This is a genomic window from Streptomyces sp. NBC_00385 (genome assembly GCF_035917155.1).
Classification (GTDB): Bacteria; Actinomycetota; Actinomycetes; order Streptomycetales; family Streptomycetaceae; genus Streptomyces; species Streptomyces poriferorum.
Genome location: NZ_CP107951.1, coordinates 7,232,831 through 7,250,549, shown reverse-complemented (window position 1 = coordinate 7,250,549; position 17,719 = coordinate 7,232,831). Strand labels below are relative to the sequence as shown.

The following is a 17,719-nucleotide window of genomic DNA, read 5'->3' as shown; positions in this document are numbered from 1 at the left end:
GGGTGACGGCCCCGCCCCGGTGTGCGGACCCGGCCGCTCACGAACACCGGTGAAATCACCGATGCCGCCCGAGCCCCGCGCCCCGACCCTGATCCAAGCAGGCATCCGCATCCCCACACCCCCATACCCCTGTCAGGAGTGCTCCCATGCGTCGTCGTTCACCCCGCCGGCTTCTCGGCGTCCTCGCGGCCGTCACGGTCGCGTTCACCCTGTTCGGCTCGACGTCGGCGGCCGGCGCGGCCGAGCCCCGGGCCACCTCGGCGCCGCAGTCCGCGCAAGCAGCCGTTCAGCCGCTGTCGACCAGCACCCCGGTCGTCTTCGTCCACGGGTACACCGGCAACGCCTCCAACTGGGTCACCGCCAGAAGCGTCTTCCAGCTCAACGGCTGGTCGAGCTCCAAGCTCTTCGCCTACGAGTACAACTCGTACGGCAACAACATCACCAACGCCCAGGGCCTGGCGACCTTCGTCAACAACGTGAAGTCGCAGACCGGTGCGAGCAAGGTCGCGATCGTCAACCACTCGATGGGCGGCCTGGTCAGCCAGTACTACCTGAAGGTCCTGGGCGGCCACAGCAGCGTCAGCCACCTCGCGTCCATCGCGGGCGCGAACCACGGAACGACGTTCGCCAGTGCCTGCCTGATCTACACGACCTGCCAGCAGATGTACCCGGGATCCTCCTTCATCTCCCAGATCAGCGCGGGCGACGAGACCCCGGGCGACACCAAGTACGCCAGCTGGTACTCCGCGTGCGACGGCGTCATCCTCCCGTACACCAGCACCCGGCTGAGTGGCGCGACGAACAACAACGTGCTCTGCCAGACCCACATCGGGTACCTGACGGACACGGTCGTGCTGGGCCAGATCGCGCGCTTCGTCGCCTCCTGACCCACTGCACGGACCTACGTGTCCCGCTCCCGCCCCCGCCGGGCGCCGGGGGCGGGACACCGGCCGTGCACCGGCCCCGGGCTCAGCGGGCGGCGGCGCCGAACCACCGGGGCAGCCGGCCGAGCAGCTCCTGCTGGTCGTCACCGGCCCACACCACATGGCCGTCCGGACGCAGCAGGACCGCGGGCGCGCCGAGGCCGTCGCCGGCGCCCTCATCGCCGGCGTCGGCGATGTGGTCGACCCGGTCCGCCCAGCCCGCCACCGAGAGCCGGCCCGTCCGGTCGACGAGCAGCCCACGCCCTCGGTGCATCAGCGAGTAGAGGCGTCGTCCGTCCTTCAGCTCCACGTCCGGCATCCGGCGGCCGAGCAGCGCGTGGCCCTCGCCGACGTCGTAACGGATGTCGAGCGCGGTGATCATGCCCGTCATGTACCGGTTCACCTCCTCGAAGCCCATCAGCTTCGTGTACAGCGCCCGCAGCGCGGTCGCACCCGGGTCGGTCCCCAGGAGCGTGATCTGCGCACGGGTGTGGTCCAGCACGGCGGCGCCCACCGGGTGCCGTTCGGAGTGATAGCTGTCCAGCAGGCCCGCCGGTGCCCGGCCGTGGACCTCGGCGGCCAGCTTCCAGCCGAGGTTGAACGCGTCCTGGACACCGAGGTTGAGCCCCTGCCCGCCGGTCGGCGGATGGATGTGCGCCGCGTCTCCGGCCAGCAGCACCCGGCCGGCGCGGTAGTGCTCGGCCTGTCGGGTGGCGTCGCCGAACCGGGACATCCAGCGCGGCGAGTGCACTCCGAAGTCGGTGCCCGCGACCGCCCGGAGCCGCTGCTGGAAGTCCGCCAGCGTCGGCGGGGACGTACGGTCCTCGGAGACCCCGTCGGCGGGCACGACGACGCGGCACACCCCGTCCTTCTCCGGGCCGACGCCGAACCGCAGCTGGGTCCTGCGGACGTCCGCGACGACGGCGGCGATCTTCTCGGGGTCCTCGGTCACCTCCATCTCGCCCAGCAGCGTCTCGACCGTGGCAGCCTCACCGGGGAAACCGATCCCGGCCAGCTTGCGCACCGTGCTGCGGCCGCCGTCGCAGCCGACGAGGTAGCGCGAGCGCAGCCGTGTGCCGTCCGCCAGTCCGACGGTCACACCGGCTTCGTCCCCCTCTTCGGACCGGCTCAACGCGACCACTTCGCAGCCGCGCCGGATCTCCGTACCGAGTTCGGCCGCCCGCTCCTCGAGAAGCCGCTCGGTGACCGGCTGCGGGGTGGCGAGGCCGTAGGGGTGGGCCGTGTCCAGCCCGTCCGGCCACGCCGTGGCGATTCCGCCGAAGAGGCCGCCGACCTGGAACTTCTCGCTCACCGCCAGGAACCGCTCCAGCAGGCCGCGCTGGTCCATCACCTCGACGCTGCGCGCGTGCAGACCCTGCCCTCGGGACTCCCCCGTCGGTCCGGTCAGCTTCTCCAGTACGACGACGTGCACGTCGTGCAGCCGCAGCTCGGCGGCCAGCATCAATCCGGTCGGTCCGCCGCCGACCACGATCACATCAATCATCGAAACACCCGTTCAAGAGATCAGCAGACTCCGGCCGTGGCCGGTCATTCTGCGGCGCACCGGGGGCCTTGCCGCAAGGCCCCCGGTGCGCTATATCTTGAAACCGGCAGGGAGGCATCACACTCCCTGCCTTTTGTTTTTTCCGAGCCCGCCGGTGACTGTGCCCTCCTTCAACTCCAGCCGGGTGCCGCTGAACCGCGCCCGCATCCGGCGGTCGTGGGTGACCAGCACCAGCGCCCCCGCGTAACCGGTCAGCGCCGCCTCCAGTTCTTCGACGAGCGCGGGCGAGAGGTGGTTGGTCGGCTCGTCCAGCAGGAGCAGGTCCACCGGTTCGCTGACCAGCCGGGCGAGTTCGATGCGCCGCCGCTGGCCGTACGAGAGGTCCCCGACGCGCAGCCGCAGGGCGTCCGGCTCGAACAGGCCCAGCGACAGCAGCCGGTCGGCGTGCTCGTCCCGGTCGCCGGGGCGGCCGTGGGCGAAGGCCGCCAGCACGCTCAGGCCCGGCGGCCACGGCGTCTCCTCCTGCCGCAGGTGCCCCACCCGCCCGGCGACGCCCACCGCGCCCGCGTCCGCCCGGAGTTCCCCGGCCAGGACCCGCAACAGGGTGCTCTTGCCCGCGCCGTTGGGGCCGGTGACCAGCACGCGCTCGGCCGGACCGATGCGCAGCTCCGGCACCGTCAGCCGGTCCTCGACGACCACGTCCTCCAGGACCGCGGCGGGTGCCTCGCCGGGGCCGGCCGCGGTGGCGATGCGGGCCGTGAACGACAGCGGGTCCGGCGGCGGTGTCACCGGGTTCGCGGTGAGCCGCTCGACGCGCTCCTTCGCGTTACGGATACGGCTCATCGCGCCGTGGGCGCGCCCCCGTGCGCGGAACGCCCCGGATCCGAAGATGGCCTTCGGCATCTTGCGCGGGATGGCGTCCAGACGGGCGACGTTGGACTCGGTGAGCCTGCGGCTGCGGTCGAGTTCGGCCCGCCACTCGTCGTACCGCTCCTGTCGCCGCCGGCGTTCGGTGGCCTTGGCCGTGAGGTATCCGGCGTAGCCGTTGCCGTGCCGGGAGACCCGGCCGCCTTCGACCTCCAGGACCGTGCCGGTGATCCGCTCCAGGAAGACGCGGTCGTGGGTGACCGCGACGACCGTTCCGCGGTGGGCCCGCAGATGGTCCTCCAGCCAGCCGACCGCCCGGTCGTCGAGATCGTTGGTCGGCTCGTCCAGCAGCAGCAGTTCCGGGCGGGACGCGAGCGTCGCGGCCAGGGCCAGCCGTGAACGCTCGCCACCGGAGAGCGTCCCCAGCGGCCGGTCCCTGGACAGCCACGGCAGACCGAGCCCGTGCATCGCGGTGTCCACCCGGGTGTCGGCGCCGTAGCCGTCGCGGGCTTCGTACTGCTCGGTCAGGCGTGCGTACGCGGCGAGGGCCGCGTCGAGTTCCGGTCCGGCCGCAGCTCCGGCCAGCGCGGACTCGGCCCGGCGCAGCTCCGCTTCGAGCGTGCGCAGTTCGCCCAGTGCCACGTCCACGGCGTCCTGGACGGTGGCGTGCGGGGCCAGCCCGATGGCCTGGGCGAGATACCCCGTACCGCCGGGCGAGACGACGGACACCTCGCCCGCGTCGGGCGTCTCCTCGCCGGCGAGGAGACGGAGCAGGGTGGACTTTCCGGCCCCGTTGTCGCCGACGACGCCGGCCTTCTCCCCCGGAGCGAGGCTGAAGGAGATGTGGTGCAGCACGGTGCGCTCGCCGTAACGCTTGGTGACGCCGTGCAGAGAGAGTTGTGCGGAGTGTGCTGGGTGCATGCGAAAGCCCCTGTTCCCGGCCGTGCCGACAGAACGGATTCATGGACGAATCGGCACCACGACGGCGGAGCGGAGCTCTACGCGGTCGTGGGCGGGGCGATCACAGTGTTCCCATACGGACCAAGGTACGCGGGGTCCGGTGGGCCGTCATCCGGTTTTCCGGACCGCCTGCCCCTGCGCGGAAACGACGCGTGGGCGGCCTCCGTCCCGGGCTGCGGGAGAACGGAGACCGCCCACGGCGGACTTCGGGGTGGGAGGCGAACGCTAGGACGCGTCCTTGCGCTCCGCGTTCCGCTCCTTGATGCGTACGGTTTCCTTCCGGACCTCCGCCTGCGTGGCGCGCTCCTTCTGCAGCCACTCGGGGTTGTCCTGCTTCAGCGCGTCGATCTGCTCCGTGGTGAGCGCGTCGGAGACTCCCCCGCGGGCGAGGCCGGAGATGGAGACGCCCAGCTTGGACGCGACCACCGGCCGCGGGTGCGGGCCGTTGCGCCGCAGTTCCTGCAGCCACTCGGGCGGATCGGCCTGGAGGGCCGCCAGCTCGGCGCGCGAGACGACACCCTCCTGGAACTCGGTGGGGGTGGCCTCGAGGTACACACCCAGTTTCTTCGCCGCGGTTGCGGGCTTCATGGTCTGGGTGGTCTGGTGCGACGTCATGAGGTCAAGAGTATCGAGCGTGTGCGCCGCCTCTGACCACGACCGGTAACCTGGCGGGGTGACAGGCTCGGAAGCATCCCCTTCATTCCGGCTCGCGTACGTCCCCGGGGTGACACCCACCAAGTGGGTGCGGATCTGGAACGAGCGCCTGCCGGACATCCCCCTGACGCTCGTCGCGGTACCCGCCGCCGACGCGCCGGCCCTGCTGCGCGCCGGCGAGGCCGACGCGGGCTTCGTACGGCTGCCGGTCGACGGGGCGGACCTCAGCGCGATCCCGCTGTACACCGAGCAGACCGTCGTCGTGATCCCCAAGGACCACGTGGCGGCGGCGGTCGACGAGGTCTCGTCGGCGGAGCTGGCCGACGACATCGTGCTGCATCCGCTCGACGACACCCTCGGCTGGGAGGAGCTCCCCGGCAAGCCCGCGATCGAGCGCCCGGCCACGACGGCCGATGCCGTCGAGCTGGTGGCCGCCGGGGTGGGCGTCCTCGCCGTTCCGCAGTCGCTCGCCCGGCTGCACCATCGCAAGGACCTCACCTACCGTCCGCTGTCGGACGCCCCGGAGTCGCGGATCGCCCTGTCCTGGCCCGAGGACAGGACCACCGACCTGGTGGAGGACTTCATCGGGATCGTCCGCGGACGGACCGTGAACAGCTCCCGGGGCCGCGCTACGGCGCCCGCCGAACAGCCGAAGACCAAGGCGAAGCGCACCGAGGGGAGCGGCGCCGGGCGCAAGCCCGCGGCGGGTTCGTCGGCGGGGAAGAACGCCCGCGGCGGTTCGGGCGGGGCCAAGGGAGCGAAGGGCGCCCGCGGCGCCAAGGGGGCCGCCGGCGCGAAGCGCGGCAAGCCCCGACGGCGGCCTTAGGCCGCAGCCGCGGCGTCACGTCGCGGCAGCTCGATGTCAGACCCTCCTGGCAGCATCGGTGATCATGACGCACACCGAACGCCCGATGCCACCCCTGAACGCCGACGAACGCACCAACCTGGCCTCCTGGCTCGACTTCTACCGGGCCACCGTGGCGGTGAAATGCGACGGTCTCGCCGACGAGCAGGTGCGTGAGACCTCCGTGGCACCGTCGACGCTGACCTTGATGGGACTCGTCCAGCACCTCACGGAGGTCGAGCGGAACTGGTTCCGCCGGGTGCTGACCGGCGAGGACGTCCCGCCCGCTCATGGGGCACCGGCCAGAACCGAGGGCCACGACGGAGGGTTCGAGCTCTCCGGGGACGAGACCTTCGCGGGAGCCTGCGCGCGCTGGCAGGAGGAGATCGCCGTGTCCCGGGCCAACTGCGCCGCGCGGTCACTGGAGGACACGGCCCCGTTCATGGGCGGTGAGGTGAATCTGCGGTGGATCTACACGCACATGATCGGTGAGTACGCCCGCCACAGCGGCCACGCCGACCTGTTGCGGGAGCGGATCGACGGCAGTACGGGGGTGTGACCGTCCGGAACGCGGCGGGGCGTCCACCACATGCCCTGGCCGGTCACCCGTGAGCGGTCTTTGGACGCGCCCGCCCGTCGGGTCCGGGCGGGCAGATGTCAGGATGGTTCCATGACGAGCAAGGTTTACTTCGACATCACCATCAACGACGAGCCCGCCGGGCGGATCGTCTTCAACCTGTACGACGACGTGGTCCCCAAGACCGCGGAGAACTTCCGCCAGCTGGCCACCGGCGAGCAGGGCTACGGCTACAAGGGTTCCTCCTTCCACCGCGTCATCCCCGAGTTCATGCTGCAGGGCGGCGACTTCACCCGTGGTGACGGCACCGGCGGCAAGAGCATCTACGGCGCGAAGTTCGACGACGAGAACTTCAAGCTGGCGCACACCAAGCCCGGCCTCCTCTCGATGGCGAACAGCGGCCCGAACTCCAACGGCTCGCAGTTCTTCATCACGACCATCGTGACCTCCTGGCTGGACGGCAAGCACGTGGTCTTCGGCGAGGTCGCCGACCAGCAGAGCATGGACCTGGTCACGAAGATCGAGGGTCTCGGTTCGCAGAGCGGCCGCACCAAGGCGAAGGTCACCATCGCCGACTCCGGGACGCTCTGACCCGACCCGCTCGCACCACAGTCAGCGCGACGCGCCGGCCGACGAACCTCGTCGGCCGGCGCGTCGCGTCGTTACGGGGGCGGTTCCGGAACGCCCCGGGGTCCTCGTCGCACGCGCGTCCACGCACCGAGCACGAGTGTCAACTGCAGGTTGACACTCGCCCACTGTCAACCTACCGTTGACACATGACGAATCCCGTAGGCATGACGCAGCCCGTCCGTCTGGACGACCTCATCGCAGCCATCAAGAAGGTCCACCCCGACGCCCTCGACCAGCTCCAGGACGCCGTCATCGCGGCGGACCACCTCGGTGACGTAGCCGACCACCTGATCGGCCACTTCGTGGACCAGGCCCGGCGGTCCGGTGCCTCCTGGTCGGAGATCGGCAAGAGCATGGGCGTGACCCGGCAGGCCGCCCAGAAGCGGTTCGTGGCCAAGGACCCCGGCGAACTGTCCGAGCTCGACCCCAGTCAGGGCTTCAGCCGCTTCACGGTGCGCGCGAAGAACGTGGTGATGGCCGCACAGAACGAGGCGCACGCCGCGGGCAACGCCGAGATCGGCACCGAGCACATCGTGCTGGGGCTGCTCAGCGAGCCGGAGGCGCTCGCGGGGGCGTTCATCAAGGCACAGGGCATCGCCCTGGACACGGTGCGCCAGGCCGCCGAGCAGGCGCTCCCGGCAGCCGCGGAGGGCGAGGTGCCCGAGCTCATCCCGTACAACGCCGATGCGCGCAAGGCCCTGGAGCTCACCTTCCGGGAGGCTCTGCGCATGGGGCACAACTACATCGGTACGGAGCACATCCTGCTGGCCCTGCTGGAGCACGAGGACGGCGCGGGGCTGCTGACCGGCCTGGGGATCGACAAGGCCACCGCGGAGGCGGCCATCACCGAGGCGCTCACCCTCGTCGTCGACGCACAGCAGCGGAACTGACCGGACCGGGCCTGTTCGCGGCGGGGCCGTTCACGGCGAGGCCGCGAACAGCTCCCGCGGCGGCTACCGGCCGTGCGGCGGAACGGGCACTCCGCGGGACGTGTCGCGGGCCGAGGGGGCCGCACCGGCCTCTACCTTCGCGAAGTGGACCCCGGGGTGTGCAACACCCTCCGCAACGGCAGGTCCCCTTCTCCGGGAGAGCCCATGGTCCCGCCCAGCGGCAGCAGCACGTACGCACCACCGGCCCGTCCCGGAAGGGGGTGGCTGCTGCGGCTGGGCGAATGGTGCGCGCGCCACTTCGTCGTCGTGATCGTGCTGTGGGTGGTCGCCCTGGGCGGGCTGCACGTCCTGCAGAGCGCCTTCGGAGGGACGTACTCCGACGACTTCAGCCTGCCGGGCACCCAGTCCAACACCGGCGCCGAGCTCCTGAAGGCCCACGATCCGGCAGCGGGGGGCACCGGGGCGCAGGTGGTCCTGCACGATGCGCAGAAGCCGCTGACCGACGTGCAGAGCCAGGTCGACCAGGTGGTGGGCAACCTCCAGAAGCTGCCGCACGTCCTCTCCGCCCAGAACCCGTTGCCCACGTCCTCCTCGTCGACGTCCACCTCGCTGTCCAAGGACGGCATGACCGGGTACATCACCGTGCGGTTCGACGTGAACCCGACCTCGCTGGACGACGCCTATCTCGACCGGGTCGACACGGCGGTGAAGCCGCTGCGCGCCGCCGGTGTGGAGGTCGAGTACGGCGGACCGCTGGGAGAGCTCGCCCGGCCCGAGACCACGGACCTCACCAGCGAGGCCGTCGGATTCGCCGTCGCGGTGGTGGTACTGCTCATCGGCTTCGGCAGCATCATCGCGGCCGGTGTCCCGCTCCTCACGGCGCTGATCAGCGTGATCGTCGGGCTGAGCTGTCTGTCGCTGGTGGCCGCGGCCACCACCTTCGCCAGTGTCTCGCCCACGCTCGCCACCATGATCGGGCTCGGCGTCGGCATCGACTACGCGCTCTTCCTGATCACCCGGCACCGCCAGCTCGTCATGGACGGCGCCGATCCTGTCCGGGCCGCCGGCAGCGCGGTGGCCACCAGCGGACGGGCCGTCCTGGTCTCCGGCTGCACCGTCATCGTCGCGCTGGCCGGTCTGTACGTCTCCCGGGTGAGCTTCATCGGCAAGCTGGGGGCCGCGGCCGCGGTGACCGTGATCACCGCGGTCATCGGCGCCATCACCCTGGTCCCGGCCCTGCTCGGCCTCATCGGCCGGCGGATCGACCGCTACCGGGTACGGCCTCCGGTCGCCGAGGGAGGTGCCGGGCCCGGCACCGAGGCGGTGGGCGGCTGGCACCGCTACGCCCAGCGGGTGGAGCGGCGGCCCTGGTGGTTCCTGCTCGCCGGGCTGGTCGTGGTGGGGGTCCTCGCGATCCCGCTGTTCTCCATCCGGCTGGGGCACATCGACGACGGGGCCGATCCGACGAGCTTCACCGACCGGCGCGCGTTCGACCTGATCTCCACGGGTTTCGGGCCCGGGGCGAACGGCCCGTTCACCCTGGTCGTCGATCAGCGGTCGGTGCCGAGCGCCGACCGCTCGGCGCTGGCGAGCAGCCTCCAGAAGGCGCTGACCGATGTACCCGGCGCGGCCAGCGTCAGCCCGCTGCAGCCGACGGACGACGGGGCCCTGCTCGTCGGCACCGCCCTGTCCAAACAGGCCCCGCAGGACGCCGGCACGACCACGCTCTTCAACCACCTCAAGGACGACGTCCTGCCGCAGGGCGTGTCGGGCACCGCCGCCTCCGCCTATGTGACCGGCACGACCGCCGCCCAGGAGGACTTCCTGGACATCATCGCCCGCAGGCTCCCCCTGATCATCGCCGTCGTCGTCGGGCTCGCCTTCATCATCATCCTGATCGTGTTCCGGGGCGTCCTCGTCGCCGTCAAGGCCGCCGTTCTCAACCTCCTGTCCATCGCCGCCTCGTACGGAGTGGTGGTGGCGGTCTTCCAGTGGGGCTGGGGCGGGCCGTCCCTGGGGGTCTCCGGAACCGTGCCCATCGAGAGCTACGTGCCGATGATGATGTTCGCCATCGTCTTCGGCCTGAGCATGGACTACGAGGTGTTCCTGATCTCGCGGGTGCACGAGGCCTGGCTGCGGACCCGGGACAGCAAGGGCGCGGTGGCACACGGGCTGGAGATCACCGCGCGGGTGATCACCTGCGCCGCGCTCATCATGGTCAGCGTCTTCGCGGCCTTCGTCATCAGCGACAACATCGTGGTCAAGATGCTGGGCCTCGGCCTGGCGGTCAGCGTGCTCGTCGACGCCACGATCGTGCGGCTGTTGCTGGTCCCCGCGGTGATGACGCTGCTGGGCCGCAGCGCCTGGTGGATGCCCCGGTGGCTGGACCGGGTGCTCCCCCGCATCGACACCGAGGGCGAGTCGGTCCCGCCGCTCCCCGCCCCGTAATACGGCCGTGGCGGTACGGGCCGGTCACAGCGACGCGTACACCGCCTCGACCAGCGCCGTCTTGCGCGGGTCGTTCGCGATGTGGGGGCCCATCCGGTTCATCACATAGCCGAGGGCGATCCCGTTCTCCGGGTCGGCGAGGCCGCAGGAGCCGCCCGCGCCGTCGTGGCCGAAGGCCCGGGGATTGGGCCCGTAACTGGCGTCGGGTCCGCTCAGCCACAGGCCGAGCGCGATCTCCGTCTCGTGGACGAACCCGGCGCCCAGCACCAGGTCGCGGCAGCTGCCCTGGCCCTCGCGGACGCGTTCGGCCGCCTCCTCGGACAGGATCCGCAGCCCGCCGGAGCTGCCGCGCCCCGCGAGGATCCCGTACAGCGACGCGACCGCGCGGGCCGTGCCGTGGCCGTTGGCGGCGGGGATCTCGGCCTCCCGCCACTCGGGGGTGTTGGCGGCGGCCGCTCCCGTGGGCGGATTGAGCAGCGAGGCGACGGCGACCGGCTCCATCTGCGCGAAGAGCGCTGCCTGCCGGGCCCGGTCCGCCTTGGGGACGACGAGTTCGGCGACGCGCGCCGCCTCCTTCTCCGGCAGTCCGACGGTGAAGTCGATGCCGAGCGGGCCGGTCACCTCCTGCCGGAGGAACTCCCCCGGCAACAGTCCGCTGACCCGCCGGATCACCTCGCCGACCAGGAAGCCGTACGTCAGGGCGTGGTAGCCGGACCGGGTGCCGGGCTCCCACCACGGCTCGGTCGCGGCGAGCCGGGCGGTCGTCAGCTCCCAGTCGTAGAGCTCCGCCAGGGTGTGCGGTGCGCGCAGGCCCGCGAGGCCGGCGCGGTGGGAGAGCAGATGACGTACGCGTACGTCCTCCTTGCCCGCTGCGGCGAATTCCGGCCAGTACGCGGCGACCGGGGCGTCGAGGTCGAGCAGGCCGCGGTCGGCGAGGATGTGCGCGCAGAGTGCGACCGGTCCCTTGGTGGTGGACCAGACGTTGACCAGGGTGTCCTGTTCCCAGGGGCGGGTGCGGGCGCCGTCCGCCCAGCCTCCCCAGAGGTCGGCGACGGGCTGCCCGTCGACCAGGACGGTGACCGCCGCGCCCAGTTCGTCACGCTCGCGGAAATTCGCCTCGAACGCGCTGCGCACCGCGGCGAAACGTTCGTCGCAGTGGCCGTGGATCTGCGGCACGATGGCCTCCCTCGCCTGGGACATGCCTGGTCGGAGTCGGATCCCCGTCAACATACCGACTGGTCGGACCGGCGGGAAGACGTGGCAGGCACCGAACTCTCTCTTTCGGGCGGCTCCGGTCAGCGGGCCCCGGTCTCCAGGCGGAAGCTCCAGCGGCGCGGCAGACCCGTGAGGGTGACGGTGGAGAGCGGGCGGACGTCGACGTTCCAGTACGTCGACGGCGGGGCCTTCAGCGCGTAGACGAGGGCGGCCCGGACGACGGCCGGTTCGGCGACGGCGACGATGGAGCCGTCGCAGGCGGGGCGGGTGTCCAGCCAGTTGCCGATCCGGGAGATGAACGCGAGCAGGGGTTCGCCGCCGTGCGGCGCCGAGCGCGGGTCCGCCAGCCAGACGTCCACGGCGGCCGGTTCGCGCGCGGTGACGTCGGAGAGCGTGCAGCCCCGCCAGCGGCCCATGTCGCAGTCGCGCAGGGCGGGCTGGACCAGCGGCGCGAAGCCGAGCGCCTCCCCCGTGGCACGGCTGCGGGCGGTCGGCGAGCAGTAGCGCAGTTCGGCCGCGCCAAGGGGCACCAGGGCGGGGGCGGCGAACTGCACCTCGTGCCAGCCGGCCTCGTCGAGCGGCCGGTCGTCGTCGAAACGCTCGCCGAGCAGGGAGGAACTGCGCGCCGCGGCGACGAGCGAGACTCGAACACTCATGGGCGTGATCGTGGAGCCGATCGCCGCGCGGGTCAAGAGCGCCGCCGCAGGCGGTTCCGGTTCAGCGGAAGCGCTTGACCATCCACTGGTCCGGGTTGTCGAGCGGCTGGAAACCGGCCTTCTCGTACACACCGTGCGCATCGGCCGTGGCGAGCAGGAACCTGCGCACACCGGTCGGGACGAGGTGGTCGCGCGCCGCCGCGACGAGCCGTCCGCCCAGGCCGTGCCCGCGGACCGCGGGGTCGACGTACACGTCGCAGAGCCAGGCGAAGGTCGCCAGATCCGTCACCACGCGGGCGTATCCGGCCTGTTCGCCGGAGGCGAGGTCGTAGGCGCCGAAGTTGAGCGACCCGGCGATGGCCCGGTCCTGGTGCTCCCGGGTGCGCCCCTTGGCCCAGTAGGTGTCGTTGGAGAGCCAGTTGTGGATCCGGGCGGCGTCCAGGCGGGCGGGGTCGGACGAGATCTCGTAACGTTCCTGAGGCGTTTCGGTCATGGCCGGAGACTAACCGGCGAGGCGTCGAGCACGCCTTCCCAGGCAGCGCACAGGCGTCGCACCCCTTCGGTGATCTCGGCGAGGCCCGCGACCGCGACGAAGCTCAACCGGACCTGGGGCGAGGGGGATTCGGCGCAGAAGTAGGGCCGGCCCGGCGCGATGGCGACGCCGGCCCGCAGAGCCGCCGCGACCATGGCGGACTCGTCCGCACCGGCACCCGCCTCGGGCAGCCGCACCCAGAGGTATCCGCCGCCGGCGGGAATGTGGGGCAGCGCGAGGCCGGGCAGCTCGCGACGCAGCTCGGCGACCATGGCGGTGCGCCGGATACGCAGCTCCGCCGAGACGGAGCGCAGATGGCGGCCCCAGGCGGGAGAGCCTACGAGCTCCAGGGCGGCCTCCTGGAGCGGCCTGGGTACGAAGAGGCTGTCCACGACCTGGATGGCCCGCAGTCTTTCCAGGACCGGCCCCCTGGCGGCGAGGGCACCCACCCGGAAGCTGGGCGAGGTGGCCTTGGTCAGCGAACAGACGTGGACGACGGCACCATCGGGATCGTCGGCCGCCAGGGCCGCGGGGAGCGGTCCCGCGTCGTCGTGGACGAGATGGCGGGCGAAGTCGTCCTCGACGACGAACGCCCCCGCCTCCCTGGCGATCCGGACGACCTCGCCGCGCCGGGCTTCGGCGAGGACCGTGCCCGTCGGGTTGTGGAAGAGGGGCTGGCACACCAGGACGCGGGCGCCGGTGGCCGCGAAGGCCGCGGCGAGCAGTTCGGGCCGCACACCGTCGGCGTCCATGGGCACGGGTACGGGCCGCAGGCCGGCGGCCCGTGCGGCCGCCAGCATGCCGGGATACGTGGGCGATTCGACGAGCACGGGCGCGCCGGGCTGGGCGAGCGCCCGCAGCGCGGTGGCCAGGGCGCTCTGGCCGCCCGCGGTGATGAGCACATCGGCCGCGGTGAACGTGGGCCCGATCTCCCGGGCGAACCAGGCCCGCAGTTCGGTGAGCCCGTCGGTGGGCGGGCGGCTCCACGCGCCGGGGCGGCGCCCCGCCCGGGCGAGGGCCGCCGCCATCGCCCGCTCGGGCTGGAGCGAGCTGTGCAGATAGCCGCCGTTGAACTCGACGACGCCCGTGGGCGGAGGCGTCAGGGTGACCAGCAGACCGGAGGCGTCGACCGTGCGGGGCACCACGTCGGGGCCGCCGTCGCCGTTGAGCGAGACCTCCTGCCAGGAGGTGTCGGCGGGCGGCCGTGCCCCGGTTCGGGGATGCGCCCGGAACGCGCCGGATCCGGGGCGGGTGACGACGAGCCCTTCGGCGGCGAGCTGTGCGACGGCCCGTGAGACGGTGACGGGGCTGGCCCTGAACCGTTCGACGAGAGCGCGACTCGACGGCAGCTTCTCACCTGGCGAGTAGCGGTTGAGCTCGCTCCGCAGCACTGCGGTCAACTCGGTGACGCTGCTACGCTCTTGCATGACAGCACAGGATAGCGCTACTCCAGGCCCCCCGATAGCGGCCGGCCCGTCGGCGAACGGGTTCTCGCCCCTCGCCGCCCCCGGCTCCCCCGGTCCTGTTCCGGCAGGCCGGAACGGCACGCTGCTCGCCCTGCTCGGAGTGGTCTCCTTCTCGCTGACCTTTCCCTCCACCGCCTGGGGCCTGGAGAGCTTCGGCCCCTGGTCGCTGGTGGCCCTGCGCACCCTGCTGGCTGCCTCGATCGCCGGCGCCGTGCTGCTCGCGGCCCGGGTGCGGGTACCCGAGCGGCGGCACTGGGCCGGACTCGTGGTGGTGGCGGGCGGAGTGGTGGTGGGGTTCCCGCTGCTGACCACGCTGGCTCTGCGGACGTCGACGACGTCGCACGCGGCCGTGGTGGTCGGCCTCCTGCCGCTGACCACCGCGGTGTTCTCCTCGCTCCGCACCGGATCGCGGCCTCCCCGCGCCTTCTGGGCGGCGGCCCTCGCCGGGGCCGCGGTGGTGATCGCCTTCACCGTGACGCAGGGCGGCGGCGGTCTGTCGGCCGGGGACGCCTACCTGTTCTGCGCGCTGCTGGTCTGCGCGGCGGGGTACACCGAGGGCGGCAGGCTGGCGAAGGTGATGCCGGGCTGGCAGGTGACCGGCTGGGCGCTGCTCCTCACCGTGCCGCTCGCGGCGGCGGGCGCGGCCCTCGCGTTGCCGTCCGAACCGGTGCGGTGGACCGCGCACGGGGTGATCGGACTGGTCTGGGTGTCCGTGGCCTCGACCTTCTTCGGCCTGTACGTCTGGTACCGCGGCATGGCCGAGATCGGTGTCGCCCGGGCCAGCCAGCTTCAGCTCGCCCAGCCCCTGCTGACGCTCGTCTGGTCCTTCCTGCTGCTCGGCGAGGAGGTCGCTCCGGCGGCCCCGGTGGCGGCGGTCGCCGTCCTCCTCTGCATCGCCGTCACCCAGCGCGCCGGAGCCGGCCGGTCATAGACTTGTCGACATGGAACGCCACCCGTGAGGAGGTCACTCCCGATGGAGGCACACACGGGCGACCGGCTGCTGACGCACGGCAGGACCGTGGGACAGCACGACCGGGTCGCCGAGATCGTCGAAGTGCTCGGGGACGGGGGCACTCCCCCGTACCGCGTCCGCTTCGAGGACGGACACGAACACCTGATCGCCCCCGGCCCCGACAGCGTCGTCCAGCACACCGCCGGCCGGGACCCGGGAACCCGGTGACAGCCGCCGGTCAGCGGGGCGGGCGCGCCCGCGACCGGTAGTGGTCGGCCACCACCCGGCCCATCGCACCGATCCGGTCCGTGACCACGCTCTTCCCCGAGAAGTAGACGTGGCCGCGGACCTGGTCGTGTCCGGCGGCGAAGTCGATGTGCCGGGACAGTTCCGCCGGGTCCTGCCAGGCGGCGGGCTGGGCGGGGTCGCCGGACTTGTAGAGGGCCTCTCCGATGAAGAGGTCGACGCCCGTGCCCCGGACCACGTCGTCCCACCAGGGCACCAGCGCCGCGTAGTCGGCGGGTGCGAAGCCGATGTTCCAGTACAGCTGCGGGCAGACATGGTCGATCCAGCCCTTCTTGACCCAGCCTCGGGTGTCGGCGTACAGATCGTCGTACGTCTGCACACCGGCTTCGGTCCGCGAGCCGAGCGGGTCGGTCGAGGCGTTGCGCCACACGCCGAAGGGGCTGATGCCGAAGCGAACGCCCGGCTTGAGCGCCTTGATCCGCTCGGACATCTCCCGTACCAGCTTGTCGGTGTTGGAACGCCGCCAGGCGTCCCGGTCGGGGAAGCCCGCTCCGTACTTCGCGTACGCGGCACCGTCGGCGAAGGTCTGGCCCGCCACCGGGTACGGATAGAAGTAGTCGTCCCAGTGGACGGCGTCGATGTCGTAGCGGCGGACCGCGTCGAGCATCGCGTCCTGGACGAACGCCCGGACCTCGGGCAGCCCCGGGTTGTAGTAGAGCTTCCCGCCGTACGGCAGGACCCACTCGGGGTGCAGCCGCGCCGGGTGGGCGGCCGACAGGCGGGAGGGGTCGGTGTGGTTGGCGACCCGGTACGGATTGAACCAGGCGTGGAGCTCCAGGCCACGGCTGTGGGCCTCCTGGACGGCCGTGCCCAGCGGGTCCCAGCCGGGGTCCTTGCCCTGAACGCCGGTGAGGCACTGCGCCCACGGTTCGTACGGCGAGGGCCACAGCGCGTCGGCGCTGGGACGGACCTGGAGGATGACCGCGTTCAGGCGCCGGGCGACGGCCTCGTCGAGGTACGCGATCAGCCCGGCCCGCTGCTCCGCGGCCGGCAGACCCGGCTTCGACGGCCAGTCGATGTTCTCGACCGTCGCCATCCACATGCCCCGCAGCTCGCGCCGGACCACATCACGGGACCCGCCGGGCCTGCCCGGAACGCCACCGCCCCGCGGGGCCGCGGCGGCGTCACCGGCCACCGCGACCGGGGCCATCACCCCCGCGACCGTCCCGGCCGCACCCGTCACGAACTTCCGTCGGTCCATTTGCCGCATTTCGCCGTACCTGCCGTTTCCGTACGTGTCCGCAGCCCCGGAATTCAGGGTGTCCTACCGAGCATGACCGCCCCGGGCGGCGATCCCCGGTAGGACGCGGAGTAACGTCGTGGGGTCGTGGTGGAGCCCGGAATCAGACGGAAGCCGCCGAACGGAGAACAGCGAAAGGCACGAGGTGACGGACTCTATGGCCGACATTGCACGCGTCGGAGTGGTGGGCTGTGGCCAGATGGGCGCAGGCATCGCGGAGGTGTGCGCCCGCAGCGGCCTCGACGTCAAGGTGGCCGAGACCACCGGCGAGGCGCTGGAGATCGGCCGCACCCGGCTCCACAACTCCCTCTCGAAGGCCGCCGAGCGCGGCAAGATCACCGAGGCGGAGCGCGACGAGACCCTCGACCGCCTCAGCTTCACCACCGACCTCGGCGAGTTCGCCGACCGCGACCTCGTCATCGAGGCCGTCGTGGAGAACGAGCAGGTCAAGACCGAGATCTTCCAGGTGCTGGACCAGGTGGTGACCCGGCAGGACGCGATCCTGGCCTCCAACACCTCCTCGATCCCGCTGGTGAAGCTGGCCGTCGCGACCTCCCGGCCGGACCAGGTCATCGGCATCCACTTCTTCAACCCGGCCCCGGTGCAGAAGCTCGTCGAGCTGATCCCCGCGCTGACCACCTCGGACGAGACGGTCAAGCGTGCCGAGGCGATGGTGCAGGACATACTGGGCAAGCACCCGATCCGCGCCCAGGACCGTTCCGGCTTCGTCGTCAACGCGCTGCTGATTCCGTACCTGCTCTCCGCGATCCGGATGTTCGAGTCGGGTATCGCCAGCCGCGAGGACATCGACAACGGCATGGAGATGGGCTGCGCCCACCCGATGGGCCCGCTCAAGCTCGCCGACCTGATCGGTCTCGACACGGTGGCCTCGGTCGCGGACTCGATGTACGCCGAGTACAAGGAGCCGCTGTACGCCGCTCCCCCGCTGCTCCAGCGGATGGTGGACGCGGGCCGTCTCGGCCGCAAGACCGGCTCGGGCTTCTACCCGTACGGCTGACCGCCCGCCGGCGGGCCCGGCGCTCACGCAGCCGGGC

17 protein-coding genes are annotated in these 17,719 nt (G+C 71.9%); 9 read left to right on the top strand and 8 right to left on the bottom strand.

The genetic code is table 11. The annotated features are described in order from the left end of the window. Positions 1-146 precede the first annotated feature (146 nt). The gene (locus OG959_RS32315; protein WP_326664196.1) at positions 147-887 is read left to right on the top strand and encodes an esterase/lipase family protein; all 741 of its coding nucleotides are present in this window, start codon (positions 147-149) and stop codon (positions 885-887) included. 82 nt (positions 888-969) lie between these two features. On the opposite strand, the gene rox is transcribed toward OG959_RS32315, so the two are convergent. From rox to OG959_RS32300, 3 genes are all read right to left on the bottom strand, one after another. Then, complete coding sequence (gene rox / locus OG959_RS32310) at positions 970-2,427, bottom strand: rifampin monooxygenase (RefSeq protein ID WP_326664194.1); 1,458 nt, start codon at positions 2,425-2,427, stop codon at positions 970-972. A gap of 117 nt (positions 2,428-2,544) precedes the next feature. Then, on the bottom strand, positions 2,545-4,215 hold the full coding sequence (locus OG959_RS32305; RefSeq protein WP_326664193.1) for a TlrC/CarA/OleB/SrmB family ABC-F type ribosomal protection protein: 1,671 nt from the start codon (positions 4,213-4,215) through the stop codon (positions 2,545-2,547). 264 nt (positions 4,216-4,479) lie between these two features. Beyond that, positions 4,480-4,869 (bottom strand): DUF5997 family protein, encoded by a 390-nt coding sequence (locus OG959_RS32300; protein ID WP_326664191.1) that lies wholly within the window; start codon positions 4,867-4,869, stop codon positions 4,480-4,482. 58 nt (positions 4,870-4,927) lie between these two features. Between OG959_RS32300 and OG959_RS32295 the strand changes: the two genes are divergently transcribed. From OG959_RS32295 to OG959_RS32275, 5 genes are all read left to right on the top strand, one after another. Continuing rightward, complete coding sequence (locus OG959_RS32295; protein ID WP_326664189.1) at positions 4,928-5,734, top strand: LysR family substrate-binding domain-containing protein; 807 nt, start codon at positions 4,928-4,930, stop codon at positions 5,732-5,734. 64 nt (positions 5,735-5,798) lie between these two features. Beyond that, positions 5,799-6,311 (top strand): DinB family protein, encoded by a 513-nt coding sequence (locus OG959_RS32290; protein WP_326664187.1) that lies wholly within the window; start codon positions 5,799-5,801, stop codon positions 6,309-6,311. Positions 6,312-6,422: 111 nt separating this feature from the next. Beyond that, complete coding sequence (locus OG959_RS32285) at positions 6,423-6,920, top strand: peptidylprolyl isomerase (protein WP_219567699.1); 498 nt, start codon at positions 6,423-6,425, stop codon at positions 6,918-6,920. A gap of 185 nt (positions 6,921-7,105) precedes the next feature. After that, on the top strand, positions 7,106-7,849 hold the full coding sequence (locus OG959_RS32280) for a Clp protease N-terminal domain-containing protein (protein WP_326664186.1): 744 nt from the start codon (positions 7,106-7,108) through the stop codon (positions 7,847-7,849). A 204-nt stretch (positions 7,850-8,053) separates the two neighbouring features. Continuing rightward, positions 8,054-10,297, top strand: coding sequence for an MMPL family transporter (locus OG959_RS32275; RefSeq protein WP_326664184.1), 2,244 nt, complete (start codon positions 8,054-8,056; stop codon positions 10,295-10,297). A gap of 24 nt (positions 10,298-10,321) precedes the next feature. Here OG959_RS32275 and OG959_RS32270 read toward each other — a convergent pair whose 3' ends face one another. The 4 genes from OG959_RS32270 to OG959_RS32255 all read right to left on the bottom strand — a co-directional run bounded on the left by OG959_RS32270 (position 10,322) and on the right by OG959_RS32255 (position 14,127). Further along, a complete protein-coding gene (locus OG959_RS32270; protein WP_326664183.1) occupies positions 10,322-11,497 on the bottom strand; it encodes a serine hydrolase domain-containing protein in 1,176 nt (391 codons plus the stop codon). A 95-nt stretch (positions 11,498-11,592) separates the two neighbouring features. Next, positions 11,593-12,168, bottom strand: a complete 576-nt coding sequence (locus tag OG959_RS32265) for a histidine phosphatase family protein (RefSeq protein ID WP_326664182.1) — start codon at positions 12,166-12,168, stop codon at positions 11,593-11,595. Positions 12,169-12,229: 61 nt separating this feature from the next. Continuing rightward, on the bottom strand, positions 12,230-12,661 hold the full coding sequence (locus OG959_RS32260; protein ID WP_326664181.1) for a GNAT family N-acetyltransferase: 432 nt from the start codon (positions 12,659-12,661) through the stop codon (positions 12,230-12,232). After that, entirely contained in the window at positions 12,658-14,127 is a 1,470-nt protein-coding gene (locus OG959_RS32255; RefSeq protein ID WP_326664179.1) for an aminotransferase-like domain-containing protein, read from the bottom strand. The genes OG959_RS32260 and OG959_RS32255 overlap by 4 nt, the downstream gene beginning before the upstream one ends. On the opposite strand from OG959_RS32255, the gene OG959_RS32250 reads away from it, so the two are divergent. Both OG959_RS32250 and OG959_RS32245 read left to right on the top strand, forming a co-directional pair. Further along, complete coding sequence (locus OG959_RS32250) at positions 14,126-15,097, top strand: DMT family transporter (RefSeq protein WP_326664177.1); 972 nt, start codon at positions 14,126-14,128, stop codon at positions 15,095-15,097. The two genes, OG959_RS32255 and OG959_RS32250, sit on opposite strands and share 2 nt — an antisense overlap. Before the next feature lie 42 nt (positions 15,098-15,139). Further along, positions 15,140-15,346 (top strand): DUF1918 domain-containing protein, encoded by a 207-nt coding sequence (locus OG959_RS32245; protein WP_326664175.1) that lies wholly within the window; start codon positions 15,140-15,142, stop codon positions 15,344-15,346. Between the two features lie 10 nt (positions 15,347-15,356). Here OG959_RS32245 and OG959_RS32240 read toward each other — a convergent pair whose 3' ends face one another. Next, the gene (locus OG959_RS32240; RefSeq protein WP_442805674.1) at positions 15,357-16,634 is read right to left on the bottom strand and encodes a glycoside hydrolase family 10 protein; all 1,278 of its coding nucleotides are present in this window, start codon (positions 16,632-16,634) and stop codon (positions 15,357-15,359) included. Positions 16,635-16,821: 187 nt separating this feature from the next. Between OG959_RS32240 and OG959_RS32235 the strand changes: the two genes are divergently transcribed. Beyond that, on the top strand, positions 16,822-17,682 hold the full coding sequence (locus tag OG959_RS32235) for a 3-hydroxybutyryl-CoA dehydrogenase (RefSeq protein WP_326664173.1): 861 nt from the start codon (positions 16,822-16,824) through the stop codon (positions 17,680-17,682). The last annotated feature ends 37 nt before the right edge of the window (positions 17,683-17,719 follow it).